The sequence below is a fragment of the Variovorax beijingensis genome, from assembly GCF_003951285.1.
GTDB lineage: Bacteria > Pseudomonadota > Gammaproteobacteria > Burkholderiales > Burkholderiaceae_C > Variovorax > Variovorax beijingensis.
This window is the reverse complement of record NZ_RXFQ01000028.1, coordinates 25,485-49,321: the sequence shown is the minus strand read 5'-3', so window position 1 is coordinate 49,321 and position 23,837 is coordinate 25,485. Positions and strand designations below refer to the sequence as shown.

Below are 23,837 nucleotides of genomic sequence, written 5' to 3'. Positions count from 1 at the left end.
GTATTTCCACAGCTTGATGGCCCTCGCCCGTGCAATTTCAAGCGTGCCTGGTACTTCTATGTCGGAAGAGAACCCCGGGAGCCCACACAAGGGGTGTTCATGCGCCCATGGCCACATCGGGTACTGGTCGCGTGCATCGTATGCACCTAGCCACTTGAGTAAATGGATCAGCCATCTTTCTCCTGAGCTTCTGTAGTGGTGGGTATGTCCGAACGCAGCGCTCCTGTGATGGCCCATGTTGGCTTTATCAGACCAATCCTTCTTGGTCACCCTCAGGTAGGGGAGGTAGTCATGCAAATGACCTTGCCCGTAGCCCGCTTTGATCAGGGCATATAGCTTTGTCCATGTCATTCGCCCAGCCTGAGGGGGAGGGCGCCGCGAAGAAGCGACGAATCTCTCCGGTCGAAAACCGAGTACGCGCTGGTTCATGGAAGGGACCTTCCATGCGATGGCGAAAGATCGTTGGGCTCCAGCGAAGTTCGACCGCGAACGGGGCCGTCGTGGGAGCTCGTTCGATTGCCCGTCACTGCCTGCGCGTGACTGGCAATGACGCCACAAACATCTAACGGCCACCCTCGTCGGTTCGTGCTGCAGTCACTCGACTGCGGGTCGCCCGCGGACACGGCAGTGCGTCTTCGGTGAGCCTGCAGCCAGGTCCTAGAGAGGCGGTGAGATTCGATCCACTTCCGCTGAGAAAGTGGGGGTGAAACTGATGCGTCTGGGTGCCGGGGACTTTCCATGATCTCTCCTGGTTCCCGTCGATGTTCGACAGGGTGTGACGTGCCTTGACGCCACCTAGTCCCAGGGAGATACTGTCATTAGGGTCGTCCAAAAACCTTAGACATCTATCTATGAGGTGTCGGCGGGCGCCGGCTTTTCGAAAGGGGGTCGGCGTTTTGCTTTTCTGGGGGCGTAGTCCTCCTCAGGCGGTGACTTCAGTTGCGAGTCTCGCCAAGTACGCTGCCAAGTCTGACGTCGAAACAAAGGCCTTCCGGCGTCCGGGAGGCCTGATCAATTTGAGTGGAAGACGTTTGCGCTGGATGGCCCGGTTGAACGAGTCCAGCGTGGGGAAGCTCAATGCTTTCCAAGCATCGTCGGCTGAGACCAGCGGTCCATACTTTGCAAAGAGAAGCTCGAACGTACGCTGCTCGACGGTAGCGTCGTTCTGTGCGCGTTGTGCCGTCGAAGTCCCGGACTGGGACGGACTAGCAACTGCAGAGGGTGGCTGAGTGCTCACGAGCCAATTCTGATTTCGAAGCCATTTAAAGTCAAGAAATTCTTCCGTAAGTCATTGTCGCGGTTGAATATTTCCTTCGTGCCGTACTACTTTACGGAGAAACTAAATTCGCGGCAAATTTGAAAAAATCGGGCGCGATAAATTTCTTCCTGCACATGAAGATCAGCAGTCTCGTTCAGCCACGGAGTTGCGGAAGTTGCATTCAGAGCTTCTAGAACGTCCGGAATCATCGTCGGCCGGTTGCATGCTTGCTGTGTCTACAGCTAAGATGGCTTGACACAGCTCACTTTGGAAATCTGCGAATTCCCATGTCCGGCCCTTCTTTCACAACCGTCAAACGCGCCAGCATCGACGCGGGCGTGGCTGTGCACGTGGTGATTCGCTCGGAATGTTCAGGCCAGTCGGCGAACCGAATAGCGGTAGTGGCATCACCTCTGCTCGTCCCCGTTCACCAGTCTTAAGGAGCTGACGTTTGGCTCCTTTTAGGAGCTCCGAATGTTCAGCCGATATCGCTTCCTTCTCTCTCCTTGGGGCACAGCGCCCACATTGGCGTTTGTTGGCGGATCACACGCCGACTTGAAGCCGTTGATCTTTGCGATCAAACGCGTCGGAAGTTCACCTTTCGCGTCTGACGCATGCACTTCGCCTTCGAGACCGGCGGCTTTGTTCGGCCGATCTTCAGGTGGTCCATGTCGGTGGCAAAGCGTGGAATCTCCAGTTCTCGATAGCGGCGTCGTGAGTGTCCTGCAGAAGAAAGAGGGCTAGTGACGTGAAGCTGCTTATCCTTTCGGACCTGCACCTCGAGTTCGGTACCTTTCTCGTTCCGGAGGTCGACTACGACGTCGTGATCCTCGCGGGCGACATCTTCGTGCCCGGCTCCAAGGCCATGCGCTGGGCTCGCCGGCCGGAAAACCTTGGGGAAGCGGTTCCCATCGTCTTTGTGCCCGGTAATCACGAGTTCTATCAGGGCGTCATGCAGACGTCTCTCAACGAGATGGCACTGACCGCGGCCGCATGCAACGTGCATCTGCTGGCGCCAGGCGAAGTCGTGATCGCCGGCGTCCGGTTTCTGGGCTGTACCCTGTGGACCGATTTCGAACTGCCCATCCAGACCAAGGCCGGGTCTGTGGTCGACGCCGAGCGGGCCATGAAGGCGGCCAAGGTCCACCTCAATGACTACTCGTCCATCCGGTGGGCCGAGGTGCTGGCACCTTCCGATGCTCCGGCGGCAGCCAAGCCCAGGAAACGCCGATTGACGCCCGAGGACACACGGACGCTCCACTTCAGTGACCGTGCCTGGCTGGCCCAAAAGCTGGCCGAGCCCTTTGCAGGGCCGACGGTGGTCGTGACCCACCATGCCCCACACCGAAACTCGCTCGCGCCGCACTACCAGTCCGACTGGCTATCCCCAGCCTTTGTGAGCGAGCTTCCAGATTCCTTCTTCGAAGTGCCGGCACTCTGGGTGCACGGCCACCTCCACGAGAGCCACAGATACGGCGTCGGCAACTGCCGGGTGGTGTGCAACCCGCGAGGGTACGTGCGACATGGCCGAGAGCACGAAAACAAGCAGTTCAACCCAGAGCTGGTTGTCAATCTATGAGCTCCGTAGACTACCAACGTCTGGCCCAGCAGCTCTGCGAAGTGGTGGATGAGCGCCAGATCCTGTCGCCGGCGAAGTTCGTCGAGATGATGGGCCTGGATATCGCTTCGTTCGCCAGAGAAGCACATGTCCACCGAAGCACGGTCACTCACGCTCCCGGAACGCAGAGCATCCAGGCGCATATCCGCACGAGCCTGCAAGTGCTGGCTGCCGTGGCGACAGCCTCGGGAGGCGACCTCCAGGGCGCTATCTTCCGGTACAGGAACGAACCACTCGCACCGTTCAACTACAAGACGGCTGAAGCGCTGGTGGCCGAAGGGCGGGCCGCCGATGTGCTCAATCTCCTGAAGTCCATCCAGGCCGGGTTCGTTGGATGACATACCCGCGCACCACCCGCACTGACGACTCCAGCGCCCTGCTGTTCCTGGATGTCGATGGTGTTCTTCATCCTGTTGGTACAGACTACTCGTTCAGCAGCAAGTTCTTCAGCCACTTGCCGCTGCTTGAAGAGCTGCTTCGGGAGTTCAGTTCTGTCGAAGTCGTCATCTCCTCGGATTGGCGACTCGCCGACAGCGTTGAGCAACTGCAGCAGTATTTCAGCGATGACATCCGGGATCGGATCATCGGAGCCACGCCGCAGCTCGACCCCAACGCGGCCGTCCATCACCGGCGCCAGCTGGAGATCCAAGCCTGGCTCGAGGGGAACGGTCGCGGTGACGCAGAGTGGGTCGCGCTTGACGATTGGCCTTCAAGCTTTGAAGCAGGCTTCGAACGGCTCGTGCTCACCGACCCCAAGCGTGCGTTCGATCAAGACAGCTTCCAGGAGCTGCGCTCGCACTTCCTGCGGTTCGCGGTTGGCCGATGAACCGCTATCCGGCATATGAAATGAAACCACTCATTCCATCGGACCTCCATGCGCGACCCGAGCACGAGCGGTTCGCGCCAAAGCTGATGTTCTTCGGCGACCCCCACGGCGACTTCGACCCCGTGATTGCCGCGGTCGAGCGCTTTCAGCCTGAGGCGATCGTGCTGCTGGGGGACATTCAGGCGCGTCGACCTCTGCAGATCGAGCTGCAGTCGATCCTGTCCCTCACCGAGGTCTACTGGATACACGGGAATCACGATACGGACGGGGATTTGGACTACCAGAATCTATTCGAATCGGACCTCGCAGATCGAAGTCTGCATTGCCGCATCGTCTCCGTCGCTGGCTACCAGGTCGCTGGCTTGGGAGGCATCTTCCGCAGCAAGATCTGGGATCCTCGGCGGCCGATCGACGAGGCGGCGTTCCAATCGAGCGACGCCATGCGCCGAACCATGAAGAGCCATGAGCGGTGGCGCGACGGCATCTCCCGCAAGCACCGGTCCTCCATCTTCCCGGATGAGTACCAGCGGTTGCTGCGCAGCGGACCCGCTGACATCCTGGTGGCGCACGAGGCGCCGTCGGCCCATCCACACGGCTGGAAGGCGATCGACGAACTCGCCGTGAAGCTCGGCGTCCAGTTGGTGGTCCACGGTCATCATCACCGAAGCGTCGATTATGTCGGCGAGGGTCTGATGCCTGCCGCGGCGCCTTTCCGTGCCTTCGGGGTCGATACGGGATCGCACTTGACTTGGCCGCGCGATGAGCCTGGGCCGGGAGGGCCTCCACAAGACGTGCTCGATCTCGCTACTCAGGTGTTCGGCGCAGCGGCCCAAGCCTGGCTGGACAAGCCGCACGAGCTGCTCGATGGTCAAACGCCGGCGACGCTCGCTGTCGGGGGCGGCGCTGACAGAGTGCGATCGATGTTGATCGCGATTCAACACGGCGGTGTCGTATGAGGGCCGGTGGATATGGGCTAGGAGATTCAGAGTGATCCTGTTCCTCGACTTCGACGGTGTGCTGCATCCGGAAGGGGAAGATCACATTCTCAACGGTGGCGCCGACTTCTGCTTCCTGCCACGCCTGGAGGCATTGCTGCGCGAGTTCCCACACGTGAAGATCGTGATCAGCTCATCCTGGCGCGAGCAGCTTCTCTATCAGTCCTTGCTGAAACCATTCTCCAGCGACATCCGAGCTCGAATCCTTGGAGCTACGCCACACTCAGGTTTCGGGCTTCCACCGCCGTACAGGAAGCGCGAAGGAGAAATCCTTGCCTGGCTCCAGCTCCACGATGCCGTCGACGAACCTTGGGTTGCGCTCGACGATGCGTATTGGCAGTTCGACCATTGCAAGGACCATCTGGTGGTGTGCAGTTCGTTCGTCGGCTTCGACGACAAGGCGTGTGCCGAACTTCGCGCTCGCTTTGAAGGGGCATCCCGATGAAAGTGCTGATTCTTTCCGACCTTCACCTCGAGTTCGCCCCCTTCGAGCCGGTGCCTGATCTCGATTTCGATGCGGTCATTCTCGCCGGCGACATTCATTCACCGGCCAAGCGCGCCGTCCATTGGGCGGCGGATCGCTTTCGCGGCAAGCCGGTGATTTATCTGCTCGGAAACCATGAGTACTACGATGGACGAACTGACACGACATTGGCTGAAGCGCGCCGCGGGGCCGATGGAAGCAATGTCCATCTGCTCGACGGCGACGAACTGGTGATCGATGGCGTGCGCTTCCTTGGCGCTACGCTGTGGACCGACTTCGCGCTCGCCATCGAGACGCCTGAGGGTCCGGTCAGCGATGTCGGGCGTGCCATGAAGATGGCGACCAATCTGCTGAACGACTACGCGCTGATCCGCACGGTCGACGAGTCGGCGGAGCCCGATACCTGGCGCTACAAGCAAGGAAGAAAGCTCCAGGCGGCGGACACGCTTCGGATTCATCAGGCACAGCGCGCGTGGCTGCGAAACAGGCTTTCGGAGCCGTTCGCCGGACAGACAGTGGTCGTGACGCACCATGCGCCGCATCGCGGTTCACTGGCGCAGCGCTACGCTGACGATTGGTCCTCAGGCGCCTTCGTCACCGAGCTTCCGGATTCCTTCTTTGAAGTTCCCGTGCTCTGGGTGCACGGACACACACATCAGCAGTTCGACTATCGAGTGCGTTCTTGCCGAGTCGTGAGTAATCCGCGTGGCTATGTGAACTGGAGCGGCAGGATCGAGAACAAGGCGTTCGATCCTGCCCTGATCATCGACGTGAAACCTTCCGTCATTGAAGCAGCTCGTGGAGCTATCCAATCATGACTAAGGGGGCGTCCAAGATGACACGTCTGATCCCGCAGGCAACAGATCTGCTGCCTGCGAAATCGACGTCCGTCTGGACCACGAAGGTCGGATCGAAGAAACTCGCAAAAGCTGACTTCGTCAGCCTCTTCAAGATTGATCCCCTCGAGCATGTCGAACTGATCAAACACGGTGTACCCACATTCTTGATCGAGTTGGTGGCCAGTGAAATGAGCGTGTCGAAAGACAAGCTGCTCGCCATTCTTGGCCTGCCGCGCGCGACCATTCATAGAAAGGCCAGGAAGAATCAGCCTTTGTCGACCGAAGAGTCATCCAGGGTGCTGGGAATCAGTCGCCTCATTGGGCAAGCACAAGCCATGGTCGAGACCTCCGGAGATCCCGACGGCTTCGATGCGGCGACATGGGTGGCCCAGTGGCTCGATCAGCCTTTGCCCGCTCTCGGTGAGCGACGACCTGAAGAGCTGATGGACACCGCAGAGGGGCAGGCCATCGTATCGAACATGCTCTCCCGCGCCCAGAGTGGCGCTCACGCATGATGTCAGCGCTATGGCTTGTCGGAAACTGCTAGCGCTGAGTTCACCACCGATGAAATGGCAGACGTTCGCGCCGAGATCACCGGCGGCCACCGGAGCCGCATAGGCAGCGCCGTCATACGTGCAGTCGCGAACAGATCGCTCGGAGCAGTCCTCACGCATGCGGCATTGCAACCAATGCGACGCCCAGCCCGAGCAGCGCTGCCCGACACAACTCGTCTGGGTCACTGAGCACGATATGGTGGCTGCCCAACCAGAGAGAGATGAATCCGAGTTGATCCCGACTGAACTGCATGCATGCACCGCACCATGGCATTTCGACGGCAGAATGCGACCATCATTCGACCTTCATAAACAATCGGAGTCACGCCGTGAAACGAACGCTGACAGGTAGCGATGGTATGGCGATAGTCATACCAGACGGTTGGACGGCGCTGCAAGGCTCCGACGGGCGGATGGTTCCCATCCCACCAGGCGGTCGTGGTCTTCAAGGAAGTGACGGACGAATGGTCGCTATACCTTCCGGCGGTCGAGGTCTACAAGGGAGCGACGAGCGAATGATCGCCATTCGCTCAGGTGCGCAAGGGCTTCAAGGCAGCGACGGAAGAATGGTGGAAATTCCCAGCGGCGCTCAGGGAGTCCAAGGGTCTGATGGGCGAATGGTGGCAATTCGGAGCGGGTCTCGGGCCGTTCAAGGCTCCGACGGAAGAATGGTCGGAATTCCATCGGGAAAGAATGCCGTGCAAGACGCTCGAGGTCGGATGAGGGGCAAGTAAGAGCATTCCCCATGGCTGGGTAGTAGCCTTGAACGACTGTCATGGGACAGGCGAGTTTCGAGGTTGAGACTAAGGATTTCCCTGATCTAGCGCGTATTGATCCTGAATGTGGGCAAGTCTGTCTTCGAAAAAATAGGGATAGGCTATCTCGCATGAAGTGGACAGAATGCGCAACTTTCGGAGACGCCCAATGATCGAGGTCGCAGGTCTTGTTCTAGCGATAGTTGGTATCGCGTTCGCCTTTGAGACGCCTAGTCTTACTGTGTCATAAATGAAATAGTGCAATCCTCTAGGGCGTGTTAACACTACTGGCGTGACTCCAGGCTCATATCGGAAACTCCGGGTATGGAGATCACGCAAGCCCAATTCGAGCAGATTGCACATTGTTTGCCTACACAGAGAGGCAACGTCAGCCTGTCGAACCTGAGTGTGTTGAACGCGGTGCTGTATGTGGCCGAGCACGGCTGCAAGTGGCGCGGTCTGCCCAAGCGGTTCGGCAATTGGCACACGATCTATACACGCATGAATCGGTGGTCCAAGGCCGGCGTGCTCGATAGGGTGTTCGAGGAGTTGCAGCGTGCTCAGGTTGTGCGCATCAAGATCGAGGCCGTCTCGCTGGACAGCACGAGCATCAAGGTACATCCGGATGGAACTGGTGCGTTAAAAAAAACGGGCCACAAGCCATCGGCAAGTCCCGAGGCGGATGGAACACCAAGATTCATATGGTTGCCGCGGATGCTCGAACGGCCATAACGTTCTCGCTGTCGCCCGGGCAGGCACACGATGCGCCCGAAGGCCGGGCCTTGCTGCGTCGGCTGGGTGGGCCAACCCGCCCACTGCATCTGCTGATGGATCGTGCCTACGAAGGCAACGAGACACGGCAGTTGGCGCTGGACCTTGGATTCATCCCCGTAGTGCCGCCGCTGAAGACCAGGGTCGAGCCCTGGGAGTACGACCGAGAGATGTACAAGCGCCGCAACGAAGTCGAGCGACTGTTCCGGCGCCTGAAGGGCTTCCGCCGAATCTTCTCGCGATTCGAGAAGCTCGACGTAATGTTCCTTGGCTTCATCAGCTTTGCGCTGATCGCCGACGGACTTCGATTGTGTTAACAGGCCCTAGTCTTCGCACCGGAGGATTGATGAACGCAGTCGAGCGCTTCGATAGCTACCTGGAGCACCTGAGCGCAGGCTTGGGTCACACGGATCGGCACGCAGGCCTTCGTGGGTACTGCACGGGCCTGATGCTTCCCTTGTCGCGCAAGAGCGTAGAGCCCATGGCCGCGCGGGTGGATCCGACGCATGCCAGCGCGCGGCACCAAGCACTGCACCACTTCGTGGCCAAGGCCGAGTGGTCTGACACGCAGATGCTGCGGCGGGTGTGCCAGTGGGTGATGCCCAAGATGGACTTCAGTCAGGGTGGCTGGTGGATCATCGACGACACCGGGTTCCCGAAAAAGGGCCGCCATTCGGTCGGTGTCACGCGCCAGTACTGCGGGATGCTGGGCAAGCAGGACAACTGCCAGGTGGCCGTGAGCATCTCGCTGGCAAGCAAACAGGGCAGCTTGCCCGTCGCTTGGCAGCTGTACCTTCCCGAGGACTGGGCGGCAGATGCTGAACGCCGCACCAAGGCTGGCGTTCCCGATGAAGTGCGTTTCGCCACGAAGACGCAGATCGCGCTGCAGCAGTTGCGTACGCTGCTGGACGAAGGCGCACCGCGCCATTGCGTGCTGGCCGATGCCGGCTACGGCGTGGACAACGCCTTCCGCCAGGCGCTCAGCGACATGGGCTTGCTCTACGCGGTGGGCGTCACATCTGCCGTCGTGGTCTGGCCGCCTGGCGTGCAGCCGCTGCCACCCGAGCCTTACAGCGGCATGGGCCGCCCGCCAGTAATGCCCAGGCGCACGGCGACGCTACAGCCCATGAGCGTCAAGGCATTGGCGCAGTCGCTTCCAAGTCGGGCATTCCAGAACATCAGCTGGCGCGAGGGAACCAGCGACACACTGAACGGCCGCTTCGCGGCCGTGCGGGTGCGCCACGCCGGCGGCAATACGGGCAAGGCACGTCTGCGTCCCGAGCAGTGGTTGCTCATCGAGTGGCCGGCAAGCGACGCTGAGCCGAGCAAGTACTTCTTGTCCACCCTGCCAGAGGACACACCGATCAACGAGTTGGTCGACATCGCCCATCAGCGTTGGCGCATCGAGCGTGACTACCAGGATCTGAAGCAGGATTTCGGCCTCGGCCACTACGAGGGCCGAGGGTGGCGGGGGTTTCATCATCACGCCGCGTTGAGCATCGCGGCCTACGGGTTCCTCATGGCCGAACGCCTCGTCGCCGACAAGTCTGTCGGCGGTAAAAAAAACTTCATCGAACGCCAGGTGCCTACCCTTCCCGAGGATTACATCCCCCGCGGAAGTCCTGCGCGCGCAGCGCCACGTGCCGACGTCGATCACAACACTGCGCCATCGACTGAGCTACCAACTGATCGCTCGTCTCGGTCAGTGCCCCTGCTGCGGAAGGGCAAGCGCAAAGCTACTCTTGTGACACAGTAAGACTAGGACCAAGTTCCTCACCATGCTTGGCTGGAGAGCTTCAGCGCCTTCATCCGCGACATCTCAAGGGACGACCGTCAGCGCACTCTCTGGTCATGATCGCGAGCTTGCGAAGACCTTTCGTTCGCTCTTCGCTGACTCGGGTCTATTCCGGGAGTATCAACAGCATGACTTCTTGCTTCCATTCAGGGCGAAAGCCACTACCCCGCTATACACAGTTGTTGAAACTTGGACCAACGAAGCCCACTACTTCACGCACCAAGAACTTCGCCTTAAACAAGCCGCTTTCATCAAGGCAGCCAACGAATTGGCCGCGGAGCTGGTTCGCTACACCGTTCCAGACGGCAGAGGCTACGTTAGCGTGATTACACGGGATATGGATCCGGAGAACCTTCCAGCATATGTTCGAGATGAAGCCAAAGCTATTGACGCGAAGCTACCTGCATTTCTTCAATCGCATGAGCAGTTGCTCGCCACGTGCAATAGGCTCGCTTGACGCTCCTTTTGTCGCATGTGCAGGCAAAACCATCGAGCACTCCAACCATGGTTTTTTTCGCAAGGCGGCGGAGTTCCGCATACGTCGGTGAAACACTCCTGCCCTATCAGAGCGGCTCGAGATCCCAGCGCCTTAGCTGACTGACCGAGGTCAGCCGCAGCTACGCTCTCATTGTTCTTTTCTCTGTCTCGCCAGGAGTGTGGCCTCAACTAGGTGTCAAGCATGTCCCAATCGCTGCCCAGCGCCCAGCGCCCAGCGCCCAGCGCCCAGCGCCCAGCGCCCAGCGCCCAGCGCCCAACGCAGCGCGGACAACTTCCCGGTAATCATGCCCCACTCGAAGTCGGTCCACGGCCCGACATTGCCGTGTCCGAGTTGCCGTTCAATGCGAATGGCGGCAGCGGCAGCGGCAGCGGCAGCGCTACGCCACACCGTGTCTACGGTCGTCCCCTGCGAATCCTGGAATTCCTCCCACTCCTGGCGCAAATTCAACTTCGGGCTCGCAGGCAACGCCGGCGGAGCGTCGGGGCTGTAGTGGCACGGCACAATGCGTCCATGCCCAACATCGCCTCAATCCTCAAAGCTGAAATCTCCCGCGTTGCTCGCAAGGAAGTGCGCGCCGAGATCGAAACACTCAAGAAAGCGTCCGTCGCACATCGCGCGTCGATTGCTGAACTCCGTCGCCAAGTGAATGCGCTCGAAAAGGAACTGCGTCGTGTTGCGAAGGGAGCAGCGCGCTCCGCTACGACGCCCGCTTCGGGCCATGAAGCTGCAGCGGGCCCGAAGCGCCGCTTTAGCGCAACCAGGTTGGCGGCACATCGCGCAAAGCTCGAACTGTCCGCAGCGAGTTATGGACAGCTAGTTGGTGTGTCTGGGCAGACGATCTATCACTGGGAGCAAGGGAAGGCTCGTCCGCGGGCCGCACAACTCGAACGCCTCGCGACAGTACGGGAATTCGGTGCACGCGAAGTCGCCGAGCGCCTGGCCACGTAATAGCACATAGGGCATGAAGCGTCTTGCCCCACGACTTCTAGAGCGAGGCAGGCTCGCGACGAATCAATGAATTGCCAGCAACCAATCTACGGATATGCGCAGCAAGCGACCCTGCGTGTAATGGGCCAGACAGGTCGGGCCGGGACGAGAACACTCCGATAGGGAGTGAGAGCACCAAGCTCGATGTTCAGATGGGAACTTCGTCAGCGAAAACTATCAGGGCCAGCGGGCATATCAGCCTGCATAACAAGCCGCACTGCAACCCTGCCTCCTGCTTCTTCACATTACTTGTGATCCGGGAGGCGCCCATATCGGACGTTCCTTAGGTGGGCCGCTGGCTCCGAGCCTGACGGCTTGTTTCGGCTGGCAAATGATTTCCCTTCAACTCGAGGTTGCCGAAGAGCTCGATCGTCCAGTCGATGAACGCCCGCATCGCCGGAGAAAGAAAGCTGTGATGCGGGTAGAGAAGTGATACGGGCACCGGCGCGGGCCGGCTGTCGGCCAGCACCTCGACCAATTCTCCGGACTGCAAATGGTCCGTCACCAGAATCTCAGGCAACTGCATCAATCCGAGGCCATCGAGGCCCAGCTTCATGTACAGCCCCGTCTCGTTGACCGCTACCGTGCCAGGGACTGGCACTGCGATGCCGACTCCGTCCTTGACGAAATGCAACTGGTTTTCCCGGCGCGTCGTGTTGGAAAAGTAGTGGACCGCTCTGTGTCGTTTGAGATCCTCCAGAACCTCGGGGACACCCCTTTCGTCCAGATAGGACGGCGCTGCACAGGTGATCCACCGCAGTTCGACCAAGCGGCGCGCGACCAACGTTGAGTCATTGAGGCTTCCAGTACGGATGACGCAATCGACTCCCTCCTGGATCAAATCCACCTGGCGATCATTGACTCCGATCATGAGGTAGATATCCGGGTACCGTCGTTGGAATTGCTCCAACTGCGGCAGGATCAATGCATGTGCAATGCCGCCCGGCATGTCCACGCGCAGTCGCCCCTGCGGACGATCGGCGGAGTGCAGACTGGATTCAGTGTCGTCGATCAGGTCCAGTATTTCGCGGCAGCGATAGAAGTACCGCTCACCTTCTGGCGTCAGGCTGAGGTTTCGGGTCGAACGGTTCAGTAGGCGTGTCTGCAGATGTTTTTCAAGCCTCTTGATGATGTCGGTGACCGATGACGCCGGCAATCCCAGGGTCTCTGCTGCGCGCACAAAGCTCTTGCTTTCGACTACACGAAGAAATACCTGCATTGCTTGTACGCGATCCATTGTCTTGTCCTGCTAGCGATAAAGGAAAGCGGCGCCACAAACCGGCATTGTTCGGATTTTCTGAATATGGAGAACGGCCAGGGCTGCTTTTTCTGTGTTGATGCCCCCGCTACAGTGCGTGCACATCACACGTACATGAGAAATCAACAATGCCCGATCGAGACCGTCAGCTGCCAGTGCCGCCAAGCCATACGATGAACCCAACAGATCCTAACGCCACGTCTCAGAACATTCTCGTGCTCGGTGCGGGGGAGCTCGGCCTCCCGGTGCTACGCAACCTGGCACGCCGCGCGAAGGACGTGGCCGGTGCGAAGATCAGTGTGCTGCTGCGCGCAAGCGCAGTGGAGTCCAGTGCACCAGGCAAGCAACAAGACATCGCCGAGATCCAAGATCTCGGAATCGAGATCGTCATAGGCGATCTCGTGAAGAGTTCCATCGATGAGCTCGCCGCAGCGTTCGCTCGATATGACACGGTCATCGGCTGCGCGGGCTATGCAGCCGGAATCGATACGCCAATGAAGCTGGCGCGGGCTGCCTTGCAGGCGCGAATCCCGAGGTACTTCCCCTGGCAGTTCGGAGTCGATTTCGACGTGATCGGTCGCGGCAGTCCGCAGGACATCTTCGACGCGCAACTGGACGTGCGCGAGTTGCTGCGTAGTCAGCAGCAGACCGAGTGGGTCATCATCTCGACCGGCATGTTCATGAGCTACCTGCTCGAGCCGGAATTCGGTGTTGTCGACCTGCAGAACGACGCAGTCCACGCTCTAGGCAGCCTCGACACCGCTGTGACGCTGACGACGCCCGATGACATTGGAGCGCTGACCGCTGAGATCGTGTTCACCAAACCCCGTATCCGAAACGAGATCGTGTATCTGGCCGGTGACACCGTGACCTACGGGGAGGTCGCTGACAAGCTGCAGGCGGGCCTCGACCGCCCCTTCAGTCGTTCGGAGTGGAGCGAGCAGTATTTGCTGGATGAGCTGGCGCGTGACCCGCACAACATGATGCGCAAGTATCGTGCGGCCTTTGCTCAAGGGCGGGGTGTCGCGTGGGACAAGAGTGGAACGTTCAATCAGCGGCGCGCCATCCCGGTCACCGACGTGGCGTCGTGGATCAATGCAAACCTTGCTTCGGGCCGCGGCAAGTAGTCGTGAGTCCGACCCGACACCATCTAGGCAAACTTCGATGAGGCGATCCTTGGTGTCGACGGCCGCCTGGACGCCCGAGGGCTGATCCCAGCCGGCTGCTTCCATGGAGCGCGCGGATCAGTGCTCTGTTCGAGTTGCTCCTGATGGCGATCGACCTCGGCTGGAGCGAGGTTGCGATCTCGCTGGATGACCAACTTGAATTTGCTGCTGTCGATGGCCACGACGCTCAGGGAGAACGGCTTCGGGCTTCGAATTGCGGCACATCAGACGTCACGTATCGGGTCGTCTCCGGCGACGAAGTTGTGAAGGCACGGCGATAGCAAGGTGACTTGGCTTCGATCCTCGCCTGCGAGGATTTGCTTCATGGCTCATCCCGGCCAGCCGCGTTGGCGGTTCAGTCCTGTGTTCACAGATGCCGGCATCGGGAATGATCCGCGTCTGCTCGGTCGAAAATCTGTGCACAGCAATCACACATCGTCAGTAATCGGCAGGCTTGGTGCGCCAAGGGATTACAAACCATACGATGCGCTGGAGAAAGTCTCCTCGATCCATTTTTCAAACGCGCGAGTTGAAAGCGAAGTGGAATTACATTTGTTGCATAGAGCTCGTACTGAGGCATCTTATCGGCGTGCTTAATTGCAATACGCCGATTTGTGAAATCAGAGGTATTTCAGATGCACCCTAAAAATGCGACCCAGATCCAGCTCAATCTTACATCTGACCTTCGCAAATGGCGTGCCTTTTTGGCAATTGCAGAGCTTGGAAGTCTGACACACGCAGCGATCTTTCTTGGCACGAGTCAGTCGCATCTGAGTCGTCACCTTAACTCGTTAGAACGTGATTGCAAAACTCGCCTATTTAATCGCACGGGGCGCGGCCTAACTCTATCGGACGTCGGATTACGCATTTTCCCGATTGTTAAAGACTTGCTTTCTGATGCGGAGCAACTCGAAACTGAAATTCATGGTGATGCACTCGAGCCTGCAGGTCTTGTCACCCTAGGTTTGCTGCCATCTATTGCAAGCGCTATCGCATTACGCTTGTTCGAGCGTGTGCGAGAACGATATCCCGCCATTCAACTCAAGGTGCAAGAAGGTTCTAGTGGCCAAGTCGAGGAATTGCTGACCGGGACGCGAGTCGACATAGGAATTTTGTATCGGTACAGCGACCTTCCATTAGAAGGCGAACAGGCTTTGGCGAGAATCGATAGTTATCTCGTGGGCCCACCTGGCGATCGGCTGACCTCAGCGACGGCGATCCCGTTTTCATCGTTGCACGGATTGCCCTTTATTTTACCTAGTGCTCCGAATGGCTTGAGGGCGGCACTCGACAGGCTTTCGCGACTAAACCATATATCGCTTAATGCCGTGATTGAAGCTGATTCTCTGCCACTCATGCGGGCTGGGGTGGCAGATTCAGGTTTATACACCGTATTGCCGATTCACGCCGTTTGGTCTCAAATTCAGGAAAACCGCCTGCAGGCTGTGAAAATAATTTCGCCTGAAGTCAAGCGTATCGTTTCGATGGTCCTATCGAGGAAGAAGGGGCCCGCTCGCGCTGTATCGGCGGTCGCCAAAGAAATCACAAAAATCATTGAAGACCAGAGGAGGGAGGGTATGTGGGACCAAATCGGTGATGGCGATTAAGTCTGCGGCTCCCGCTCCAACTGGTTTGCTTGTTTGCGCAATGCAGGCTTGCGCGCATTGTGTGCACAGTAGATCCGAGCTTCCTTATGCTGATCGCCAGTGGGATGCCAAGCGCCGAATTGAAAAAGCCACGCTCTTTCATGTCGCCTGATTTCTGGATCGCCGTATGGGCTCCCACCCAACGAGACATATCTGGAAAGAAAATCTATGGCTGTGCTTACGCCGCCCCTTGCTCACCGAACGCTTGAGGCAATTCCCCCCCTACACGCTTTTTGCAGCGGCATTAATGCTGCAGCAGTTAAACAAAAGAGATTTTCAACGTTGGGCGTGCAGTCAGGGCATGGCCAGTCTGACCGCCAAGACGGGGCACGACTCACGGGGCTGGGGGCATGACGTCAGCGCGATCTGCTCTTTCCGAACTGCGAGTGCTAGAAATCGGCGATCTACCTGCCGGTGCCCTTTGCGCTCGCATGTTCGCTGATTTCGGCGCGGACGTTGTGAAGTTGGAGCCCTCTACCGGCGACCCAGGGCGCCTCATTGCACCTTTGATCAACACAGGCGAGGGGGAGGGCGAAGGCGCGTTTTTCTCCTTTCTCAATACACGAAAGCGCAGCGCACTCCTCTCTCGCGAAGCCCTTGCCAACCTATTGGTCGAGGCTGACGTCCTGATCGATTCGCTTTCGCCGGCTCAGCGTCAGGAGCTGGGGGTTGACCATTCAGCGCTCGCAACGTCGAATCCATGTCTTGTCATCGCCGCCATGAGCTGGTTTGGAGACGACGGTCCGTACAGCGAGTTCAGTGGCAGCGACGCAGTATGCCGAGCCCTTGCCGGTGGCACCCAATTGGTAGGGCCCAATGAAGGCCCGCCAACTGCGCTGTACGACTATCAGGCTGGCCTTGTCGGCGGACTGACCGCGTTCATCTCCACACTTTCGTCCGTGCAGGCACCTTTGCGCCGTGGACGACGGCTCGAGTTGCCGCTGTTCGACGCGGCTATTACGCTGGCCGACTACAACGTCGCGCTGAGTTGGGCGACAAACGGACTGGATGAACGTTGGGGAGTCAACCGCTTCTCACCCAATTTCCCACTCGGTATTTACCGTTGCAAGAGTGGTTGGGTGGGAGTGACCGTCGTTACTCCAGTCCAGTGGAGGACTTTTTGCTCGATGCTCGGCGTGGAAGATTTGGGGAGCGATCCGCGCTTCGTGGAGCGCAGCGGTCGATTGCAATGTGCTGACGAACTGGAGGCTCGCTTCGTTTCCCGCTTTCTGGAAAAAACTGCGGAAGAATGGTTCTCCCTGGCGCTGCAGAGAATGCTTCCGCTCGTTGTGGTTCCAAGCATCGAAGAATTGCTGAATACGCCCGAGCATCGTCGACGCGAGGTCTTTGAGACTATTCGTCACGGTAGCCGCACACACGAGCAGCCTGCTTCTCCGCTACGGTTGCAGGGCACGCCGCCGCTGCGTGGCGGTTCGGTTCCCGCGGCGTGCGCAGACGAAGCGCGTTGGCGCGAATCTTCACAACCACGCGCCGAAGTACCGCTGGATCGCGGCGATTCACGCGCGCCGCTGGCTGGCATCCGTGTTGTCGACCTGTCCATGGGTTGGGCTGGCCCACTCGCCACACGTCACTTCGCCGAACTTGGTGCCGACGTCGTGAAGGTTGAGGCTTGCCAATATCCCGACTGGTGGCGTGGGGTCGACGACCGTGCGATTGTCTTTGAACAGCGGTTGTACGAGAAAAGCCCCTACTTCAACGTGCTGAGCCGCAGCAAACGCGGCATCACACTCGATCTGACGACGGAGGAAGGTCGGCAGCTGGTGAAGGCGCTCGTGAAAGACGCGGACGTCGTTATCGACAATTATTCTGCTGGCGTGCTCTCGAAATTGGGTCTTGACTACGTAGATCTGAAGCAAGCCAATCCGGAAATCATCATGCTGTCGATGCCGGCTTTCGGCACTGACGGACCATGGCGGGAATGCCGAGCCTACGGCTCCACCCTTGAACAAGCTTCTGGACTACCCATGGTGGCCGGGCGTCCGGAAGATCCGCCTTCAATGGTGCACATCGCGTACGGCGATCCGATCGGCGGCCTGCATGCGGCGTCAGCGTTGCTAGTGGCACTCTTTCACAAGCAGCGGACTGGGTGCGGTCAACGCATCATTCTTTCGCAGGTCGAGTGCATGATGTCCATGGCGGCGCCGTGGATCGTGGAGCAGTCCGCCAATGGCTGTGTTGTTGACCGAATGGGCACCCGCCACCCTCATCATGCGCCCCACGGCTTCTACCGCTGCATGGGCAAGGACGAGTGGTTATTGGTTGCCGTCACCGACGACGTCAAATGGCTGCAACTGTGCGAAGTGATAGCCAGGCCCGACTTGGCGAGCGATAGCACGCTGGCCACTGCGGCAGGGCGGCGCGGGGCGCTTCCCCGTATCGACGATGTCATAGCCGCTTGGACGGCCACTCGCACGCCGCAGATGGCGATGGAGGAGCTGCAGCGTGCGGGTGTTCCGGCTGGGGTGAGCCGTCGACCCTTGGAACTGCTGAACGACCCTCATCTCAAGGCGAGAGGCTTCTGGCAGTGGATCGACCGGGAACTGGTCGGCTTGCATCCTCAGCCTTCTCCACCTTATCGCGATTCCCTGGAAACGCTTCCCCCATTGCGTCCAGCACCGACGCTCGGCCAGTTCAACCACGAAGTCTTGAGCGATCTGCTGGGCCTCGACAAGACCCAAATCGACGCGCTGCAGGAGGCTGGCGTCATAGGAGACCGGGCGGTCAGGCCAGAGTTTCGCAAGTCGCGGGCGGCCAGCGGCCGATCGACCTGACCTGATCTGAAATGCATGCCCGTTTTGCAGGGCCATCGCTGGATGTCCCGCTGGCTGAAATTCAACTCAAAAGGAGACACGTTATGTTCATCAAAAAGAATCAACCACGCTGGCCGCGACAGAGCATTCTTGCTTTGACATTGGGAACTCTTGCGCTGGCGGCTTCAGCGCAAGACTACCCAACAAAGCCGATCACTCTCGTCGTTCCCTTCCCACCCGGTGGAAGCACCGACGTGCAAGCACGGCTGGTCGCGCGCGGGCTGCAGGCGCAGCTCAAAACGCCGGTCATCGTTGATAACAAAGCGGGAGCCTCTGGCGCCATCGGCACCCGTTTCGTCGCCAAAGCTGAAGCCGACGGCTATACGTTGTTGTTCGGCAGCACATCCTCGCTCGCGGCAGAGCCTGTGCTGAACGACCAGGCCGGCTTTGATCCAGCGAAGGACTTCGCCATGGTCAGTCTTGCGACTGACCTGCCATGGCTCCTGGTCGTCGAGTGCCGCAATGGCCCGAAGACTGTTGCGCAGTTGGTCGAGGCGGCACGCGCCAAGCCGGATGCGCTCAACTATTCGTCGGTGGGCTATGGGAGCGCGAGCAATCTCGTGGGAGAGATGTTCAAACAGAGCAGCGGCATCAAGGCGTTGCACGTCCCCTACAAAGGCGAGGCACCTGCAATCACAGGCCTCATCGGTGGCGAGGTGCAGTTTACGTTCGTCAGCCCGGTTGCGATGCCCCACATCACTGGGAAGCGCATTTGTCCCCTGGCAGTGACAGGAAGCAGCCGTCTGCCGCTGCTGCCTGATGTCCCGACCTTTGACGAAGCCGGGGTCAAGAACATGAACTTCAACGTCTGGTACGGGATCGTAGCGCCCGCCAAAACGCCAAAGGCAGTTTTGGAAAAGCTTGAGCGAGCGGCCATGAACGTCGTCAAGACGCCGGAGTTCACGAAGTCAGTCTCCACCTTAGGTGTGACTGGCGTAGGCAGTACGGGTGCCGACTTTTTGAAACGTTTGCAGTCCGACCAAGCGACCGTTCGCGCGCTCTCCAAGGTTGCGAGGTTGAAGGAATGAACGCCTCCTCGATTCAGGAACTGCAGTACTGCCGCGTGGAACATCGTGGGCCCATCACCCTCATCACGATTTGTCGGCAGGAAGTAAGAAACGCACTGCATCGGCCTGCATGCCTTGAACTTGAAGAGGTGTTCGACCGTTTCGCCGCAGATCCTTCAGCCTGGGTGGCGATCATCACCGGAGAAGGCGACAAAGCGTTCTGTGCTGGCAATGACTTGAAGTTTCAAGCGGCGGGCAATGACAACACCTGGCCGCCCAGCGGATTCGGTGGTCTGACTGCTCGGCATCAACTTGAAAAACCCGTGATCGCAGCTGTGAACGGCGTCGCGTTGGGTGGAGGCTTCGAGATTGCTTTGGCGTGCGACCTGATCATTGCAGCCGAGCACGCGGAGTTTGCTCTACCTGAGCCGCAAGTTGGGCTGGCTGCAGTCTGTGGCGGACTCCTGCGTCTGCCACAGCAGATCGGACTCAAGCAAGCGATGGGGATCATTTTGACAAGCCGGCGCGTTGGAGCCACCGAAGCGAAGTCTTTGGGCTTTGTCAACGAAGTGGTACCCAAGGACCAAGTGCTCCCAGTGGCAATTCGCTGGGCACAAGAAATCCTCAAGGGATCGCCACTTGCCATCCGTGCATCAAAGGCGCTGGTAAACGCCGGCTTGTGGGACCCGGAAATTGATCGAACGTATCCGAAGCAGAAGCAATTGCCGACGGTCGCTGCTCTGTACTCTAGCGCCGACAGGATCGAAGGGCCCAAGGCTTTTGCGGAGAAGCGCAAGCCGGTCTGGCAGGGCAAATAAATCAGCGAAAAGCGCTATGGGTTAGCGGATGAGGAAATTTCGCGCTCGGCCTGGGAGTTGCTGCGAGGCGGGAGCTAGTCGAGCGCAGCCGGCGTTGACGCGCGCAGGCTCCAGTAGTCGAGCAGCACGCGCGTGCTGATAAAAAAGCCGGACCGCGCACCGGCGAGGAGGCAACAGCGCGGCCAACATCTACTTGGCCAACGTGAAGAACGCCGATGCGGTGAGCTTCACGGTCAAGCTGCGCTCGGCAAGGCTGTGAACCAGCAGTCCACCACGCCGGGCGCTTCCCTGGCTCACGATCGTCGAGGACGGGCGCGCGCTGCAGGATCACATACCCAACGCTTCGGTGGCTTTCAGAACTTGACGAGCCACACTCTCGATCGGCTCGCGTTGCAGCATGGCTCGTTCGCGCAGGACCTCGTAGGCCTCGTCTTCCTTGAGTCGACGCGCATCCATGAGTGCGCGCGTGGCTTTGTGAATGACTTGCTGGTGGGCCGCCTTCTGCTCCAGGCGCTGGATGTAGTGTTCCCTCGATCGGCGTTGCTTACTCTGGTGCAGTGTTAGTGCGAGTGCGGTCAGTACGCCAGCAGGTCTCACGGGCGAAGCAATCGTCGTGAATGCGTTCAAGTGCAACACCGCCGCAAGGGTGATTGGATTCTCGAACGCAACGATGGGAATGACGGGAGGTGAATTCGGCCTTTCGAGCCACGGGCAGGGTTGCGACAGCGTATCCGGGTGAACGGACATGAGCACCATGTCAGTACCTTGCGGCAGTGTTTCCAACAGAGGCCATGCGCAGGTAAACGAACACCCGATGCGCGAAAGCTGGGCCGTGAGCTCCTCCCGATCTCCGTCATCGGGGTGGACCACCAACAGCCGCAGCAGGCGGATGTCCTTGAAAATGGCCTGGCTGTCGTTGATCCTCGTCATGCGGCCCCCACTGCGACCTTGCCTGCTGCGCCGTTGTATCGCGGTTGCGAGCGACCTGCCCATGCAGGCGGGATGTGCGACATAACGTAAGGGTCCGCGATCACGGGTTCGGGCGCTTCCGCCAGGATGTCGAAACTGCCGTTGGCGTTGCAACGTCCGATGCGGGGGTTCAGGTGGGTGTGGTGGTTGTTGCCGTCCACGCGGATCCGCCCTTGGGGTGCGTTCATTTCCAGGCCCGCCATGGCGCGCGAGATATGAACCGGCTCCGTGCTGCCGCACGTGCTCATGGCTTGGGCGAGCAAATGGGTTTGCACGTAAGCCGCCTCCCAGCAGGAGTTTGTGCGCGCGTCGGCCCCGAAACGCTGGCGATAACGCTGGATGGCCTCGCGGTTGGCTTCCGTGTTCACTGACTCGAAGTAGGTCGAACAGGTGATCAGCCCCTCGGCCAGTTCGGCGCCCATGGCCTGGACGTCGGCCTCGCAGCTCATGTGGCTGGCGATCGGCGTCACTTGACGATCGACGCCGGCACGGTCCAGGGCTCGGTGCAGCCGGGCCATGCCTTCCCCCACCACGGTGGAGTAAATGAAATCGGCACCACTGCGCTGGATGGCCTGGGCCAGAGCTTCGTAGTCATGCGCACTGGCATCAAGTGGCAGGTAGGCTTCCAAGGCCTTGCTGCCGCCACGCTCGTGGATGAGTTCGCTCATCACGCGGTTGGCTTCGTGGGGGCACACGTAGTCTGATCCGATCAGGGCGACGCGGCTGCCATGGCGTTCAAGCATGTAGCCCGCCAGCGGCAAGATGTTCTGGTTGGGCACAGCGCCGCCGTAGAACACATTGCGGCTGAACTCGAAGCCCTCGTAGGCGGTGCCATAGAACAGCAGTGCGTCATGGCGCTCCACCATCGGAATGACGGCCTTTCGGCTGCTCGACATGTAGCAACCCATGAACAGACGAATGCCGCGTTCGATGATGAGTTGCTCACTCAACTGCCCATACAGGCGCGGGTTGGAGGCGGGGTCGACACACACCGGGATGATCTCCCGGCCGAGCACGCCGCCGGCGTCGTTGATGAGCTCCATGGCCATCAATACGGCTCTGCGCTGCGTCTCCTCGACAGCTGCCGTAACGCCGGTTGAGGAATAAAGAACGCCGATCTCTATGGGTGCCATGTGTATGGATGTGCTGTACAGATTCACCGTGCAGCACCGCGATGGTGCGGTGTGGGTGCGTGTATGCGGTGCATGCCGCCATGAAGCAGTTCCCGGCGCAAGAAGTGAGCCACCGGCTCCCAGCGTTTCCAGCTATGGGGCAGACGGACAGAAGATGCATAACGTGAGGACTGTCCACCTGCAGCCATGTCAAAGGGTGGCACGCCGCTTGCATCGTGGAAAGAGTCTTTGGATTGCGCACCATCGTCAAGCACCCAGGACACGTTGCTGCGGACAAAGGCGTCCATGGCGACAACGGCAAAAGAGCCCGAACCCCGCAAGGGGTGCGGGCTCTTTTTTTTGTTTGCGAATTTCTTCGGTCGGAGTGAAGCAATGAAAAGACGCAATTTCCTGTCTGCAGTGGGCTCGGGTGTCGTGGCGGCCTCGGCTGGCAGTCTTTCCCAGACTGCGCTGGCGGCGACACCTTCGGGCAGCGGTCCCGTCAAGCTGGGCCTGCTGTTCTCGCAATCCGGCGCCATGGCTAACAACGAGTCGTTGTTGAAGGACATCTCCCTGATGACGATCGATCAGATCAACGCCAAAGGTGGCGTGATGGGACGCAAGGTCGAAGGTGTCGTGGTGGATCCCGCGAGTGACTGGCCGATGTATGCGCAGATGAGCAAGCAGTTGATCCTCAGCGAGAAGGTTGCGGCCATCTTTGGTTGCTGGACCTCGGTGTCGCGCAAGTCAGTGCTGCCGGTGGTGGAGGCGCAGGATAGCCTGTTGTTCTACCCGCTGCACTTCGAGGGCGAGGAGCAGTCCAAGAACGTGGTCTACCTCAACTCTCCGCCCAGCAGCTCTGTGCTTCCCGCGGTTGAATACCTGATGACCCCCCAGGGCGGCGAGGCCAAACGCTTCTTCATGGTGGGCAGCGACTACGTTTGGCCACGCACTATCAACAAGATGCTCAAGGGTTACCTCAAGACCAAGGGTGTGCCCGAAAGCGCTATCCGCGAGCAGTACGTTCCTTTCAGCCACTCGAACTTCCAGTCGATCGTGCGCGACATCAAAGCCTTTGCAGCGCAGCCGGGCGGCCAGGCCATCGTGGTGTTGACGGTGGTGGGAGATTCGATCCCTGCCATGTTCAAAGAGGCCATCAACCAGGGCATTCGCGCCACAGACATTCCGATCCTTGGCCTGGACGTGGTGGACAGCGATCTCGAAGGCCTGGACACCGCACCGCTGGCGGGGCATCTGAGCTGCTGGTGCTACTTCCAGAATATCGACACGCCTGCCAATCGTCAGCTCAAGTCCGACTGGGCGAGCTACGTCAAGGCCAAGCAGCTCAAGCACCGCCCGGACATGGTGATCGACCCCATGGTGAGCACGGTGATGGGCATCCAGCTGTGGGCTCAGGCCGCCACCAAAGCAAAGTCGTTCGAGCCCGCGGCCGTGCGCAAAGCCATGGCGGGCATGGCGGTTGCGGACCCCGCTGGCTACATCGCGAAGATGGATGCGACCAATCAGTATCTGTGGCGCGGCACCATGATCGGTTCGATCAACGCCAAGCAAGGTTTCGACATTCTCTGGAAGTCCAAGGACATCGTCGCTCCGGTTCCGTACAGCCCTTTCGTCAAGGCGTGATTGCC

The 23,837-nt window shown here is 59.4% G+C and carries 22 protein-coding genes; 18 read left to right on the top strand and 4 right to left on the bottom strand.

All coding sequences use genetic code 11. The annotated features are described in order from the left end of the window. On the bottom strand, nt 1–351 hold a 351-nt coding region (locus EJO66_RS32860), incomplete at its 3' end, for a hypothetical protein (protein ID WP_476756211.1). A 1,655-nt stretch (nt 352–2,006) separates the two neighbouring features. Here EJO66_RS32860 and EJO66_RS30420 point away from each other — a divergent pair. The 11 genes from EJO66_RS30420 to EJO66_RS30365 all read left to right on the top strand — a co-directional run bounded on the left by EJO66_RS30420 (nt 2,007) and on the right by EJO66_RS30365 (nt 11,342). Beyond that, a complete protein-coding gene (locus tag EJO66_RS30420; protein WP_125967002.1) occupies nt 2,007–2,837 on the top strand; it encodes a metallophosphoesterase in 831 nt (276 codons plus the stop codon). Further along, entirely contained in the window at nt 2,834–3,214 is a 381-nt protein-coding gene (locus tag EJO66_RS30415; RefSeq protein WP_125967001.1) for a DUF2384 domain-containing protein, read from the top strand. Before EJO66_RS30420 ends, EJO66_RS30415 begins: the two co-directional genes overlap by 4 nt. Next, entirely contained in the window at nt 3,211–3,702 is a 492-nt protein-coding gene (locus EJO66_RS30410; protein ID WP_125967000.1) for an HAD domain-containing protein, read from the top strand. The genes EJO66_RS30415 and EJO66_RS30410 overlap by 4 nt, the downstream gene beginning before the upstream one ends. After that, the gene (locus EJO66_RS30405; RefSeq protein WP_240648905.1) at nt 3,699–4,658 is read left to right on the top strand and encodes a metallophosphoesterase; all 960 of its coding nucleotides are present in this window, start codon (nt 3,699–3,701) and stop codon (nt 4,656–4,658) included. The genes EJO66_RS30410 and EJO66_RS30405 overlap by 4 nt, the downstream gene beginning before the upstream one ends. A gap of 31 nt (nt 4,659–4,689) precedes the next feature. Then, complete coding sequence (locus EJO66_RS30400) at nt 4,690–5,142, top strand: HAD domain-containing protein (protein WP_125966998.1); 453 nt, start codon at nt 4,690–4,692, stop codon at nt 5,140–5,142. Further along, a complete protein-coding gene (locus EJO66_RS30395; RefSeq protein WP_125966997.1) occupies nt 5,139–5,999 on the top strand; it encodes a metallophosphoesterase in 861 nt (286 codons plus the stop codon). Before EJO66_RS30400 ends, EJO66_RS30395 begins: the two co-directional genes overlap by 4 nt. 17 nt (nt 6,000–6,016) lie before the next feature. Then, complete coding sequence (gene parS, locus EJO66_RS30390; RefSeq protein ID WP_125966996.1) at nt 6,017–6,535, top strand: type II RES/Xre toxin-antitoxin system antitoxin; 519 nt, start codon at nt 6,017–6,019, stop codon at nt 6,533–6,535. Between the two features lie 1,118 nt (nt 6,536–7,653). Then, nucleotides 7,654–8,417, top strand: a protein-coding gene (locus tag EJO66_RS30385; RefSeq protein ID WP_125966995.1) for an IS5 family transposase whose coding sequence is annotated in 2 segments (ribosomal slippage) — nt 7,654–7,969 and nt 7,969–8,417 — 765 coding nt in all. Because the reading frame shifts where the segments join, the coding sequence is not laid out codon by codon here. 29 nt (nt 8,418–8,446) lie between these two features. Beyond that, nucleotides 8,447–9,856: an IS701 family transposase gene (locus EJO66_RS30380; RefSeq protein WP_125966994.1), complete on the top strand. Its 1,410-nt coding sequence runs from the start codon at nt 8,447–8,449 to the stop codon at nt 9,854–9,856. 22 nt (nt 9,857–9,878) lie between these two features. Continuing rightward, complete coding sequence (locus EJO66_RS30375) at nt 9,879–10,352, top strand: hypothetical protein (RefSeq protein ID WP_125966993.1); 474 nt, start codon at nt 9,879–9,881, stop codon at nt 10,350–10,352. Nucleotides 10,353–10,904: 552 nt separating this feature from the next. After that, the gene (locus EJO66_RS30365; protein ID WP_125966991.1) at nt 10,905–11,342 is read left to right on the top strand and encodes a helix-turn-helix domain-containing protein; all 438 of its coding nucleotides are present in this window, start codon (nt 10,905–10,907) and stop codon (nt 11,340–11,342) included. 322 nt (nt 11,343–11,664) lie between these two features. On the opposite strand, the gene EJO66_RS30360 is transcribed toward EJO66_RS30365, so the two are convergent. Continuing rightward, nucleotides 11,665–12,618 carry a LysR family transcriptional regulator gene (locus tag EJO66_RS30360; RefSeq protein WP_125966990.1) on the bottom strand — a complete coding sequence of 318 codons (954 nt, stop codon included), beginning with the start codon at nt 12,616–12,618 and terminating at the stop codon, nt 11,665–11,667. A 194-nt stretch (nt 12,619–12,812) separates the two neighbouring features. On the opposite strand from EJO66_RS30360, the gene EJO66_RS30355 reads away from it, so the two are divergent. From EJO66_RS30355 to EJO66_RS30335, 6 genes are all read left to right on the top strand, one after another. Further along, complete coding sequence (locus EJO66_RS30355) at nt 12,813–13,766, top strand: aromatic alcohol reductase (protein WP_125967004.1); 954 nt, start codon at nt 12,813–12,815, stop codon at nt 13,764–13,766. A 143-nt stretch (nt 13,767–13,909) separates the two neighbouring features. Beyond that, on the top strand, nt 13,910–14,086 hold the full coding sequence (locus tag EJO66_RS32730) for a hypothetical protein (RefSeq protein WP_164547951.1): 177 nt from the start codon (nt 13,910–13,912) through the stop codon (nt 14,084–14,086). A 354-nt stretch (nt 14,087–14,440) separates the two neighbouring features. Beyond that, nucleotides 14,441–15,412: a LysR family transcriptional regulator gene (locus EJO66_RS30350; RefSeq protein ID WP_125966989.1), complete on the top strand. Its 972-nt coding sequence runs from the start codon at nt 14,441–14,443 to the stop codon at nt 15,410–15,412. A 389-nt stretch (nt 15,413–15,801) separates the two neighbouring features. Beyond that, nucleotides 15,802–18,243 (top strand): CaiB/BaiF CoA transferase family protein, encoded by a 2,442-nt coding sequence (locus EJO66_RS30345; protein ID WP_125966988.1) that lies wholly within the window; start codon nt 15,802–15,804, stop codon nt 18,241–18,243. A gap of 83 nt (nt 18,244–18,326) precedes the next feature. After that, nucleotides 18,327–19,310, top strand: coding sequence for a Bug family tripartite tricarboxylate transporter substrate binding protein (locus EJO66_RS30340; protein ID WP_164547950.1), 984 nt, complete (start codon nt 18,327–18,329; stop codon nt 19,308–19,310). Then, a complete protein-coding gene (locus EJO66_RS30335; protein WP_125966986.1) occupies nt 19,307–20,107 on the top strand; it encodes an enoyl-CoA hydratase-related protein in 801 nt (266 codons plus the stop codon). Before EJO66_RS30340 ends, EJO66_RS30335 begins: the two co-directional genes overlap by 4 nt. Before the next feature lie 327 nt (nt 20,108–20,434). On the opposite strand, the gene EJO66_RS30330 is transcribed toward EJO66_RS30335, so the two are convergent. Both EJO66_RS30330 and EJO66_RS30325 read right to left on the bottom strand, forming a co-directional pair. Further along, a complete protein-coding gene (locus tag EJO66_RS30330; protein ID WP_125966985.1) occupies nt 20,435–21,037 on the bottom strand; it encodes an ANTAR domain-containing response regulator in 603 nt (200 codons plus the stop codon). Then, entirely contained in the window at nt 21,034–22,209 is a 1,176-nt protein-coding gene (locus EJO66_RS30325; RefSeq protein WP_125966984.1) for a transporter substrate-binding domain-containing protein, read from the bottom strand. Before EJO66_RS30325 ends, EJO66_RS30330 begins: the two co-directional genes overlap by 4 nt. A gap of 285 nt (nt 22,210–22,494) precedes the next feature. Here EJO66_RS30325 and EJO66_RS30320 point away from each other — a divergent pair, with 285 nt between their 5' ends. Then, nucleotides 22,495–23,832: an urea ABC transporter substrate-binding protein gene (locus EJO66_RS30320; protein ID WP_240648901.1), complete on the top strand. Its 1,338-nt coding sequence runs from the start codon at nt 22,495–22,497 to the stop codon at nt 23,830–23,832. The last annotated feature ends 5 nt before the right edge of the window (nt 23,833–23,837 follow it).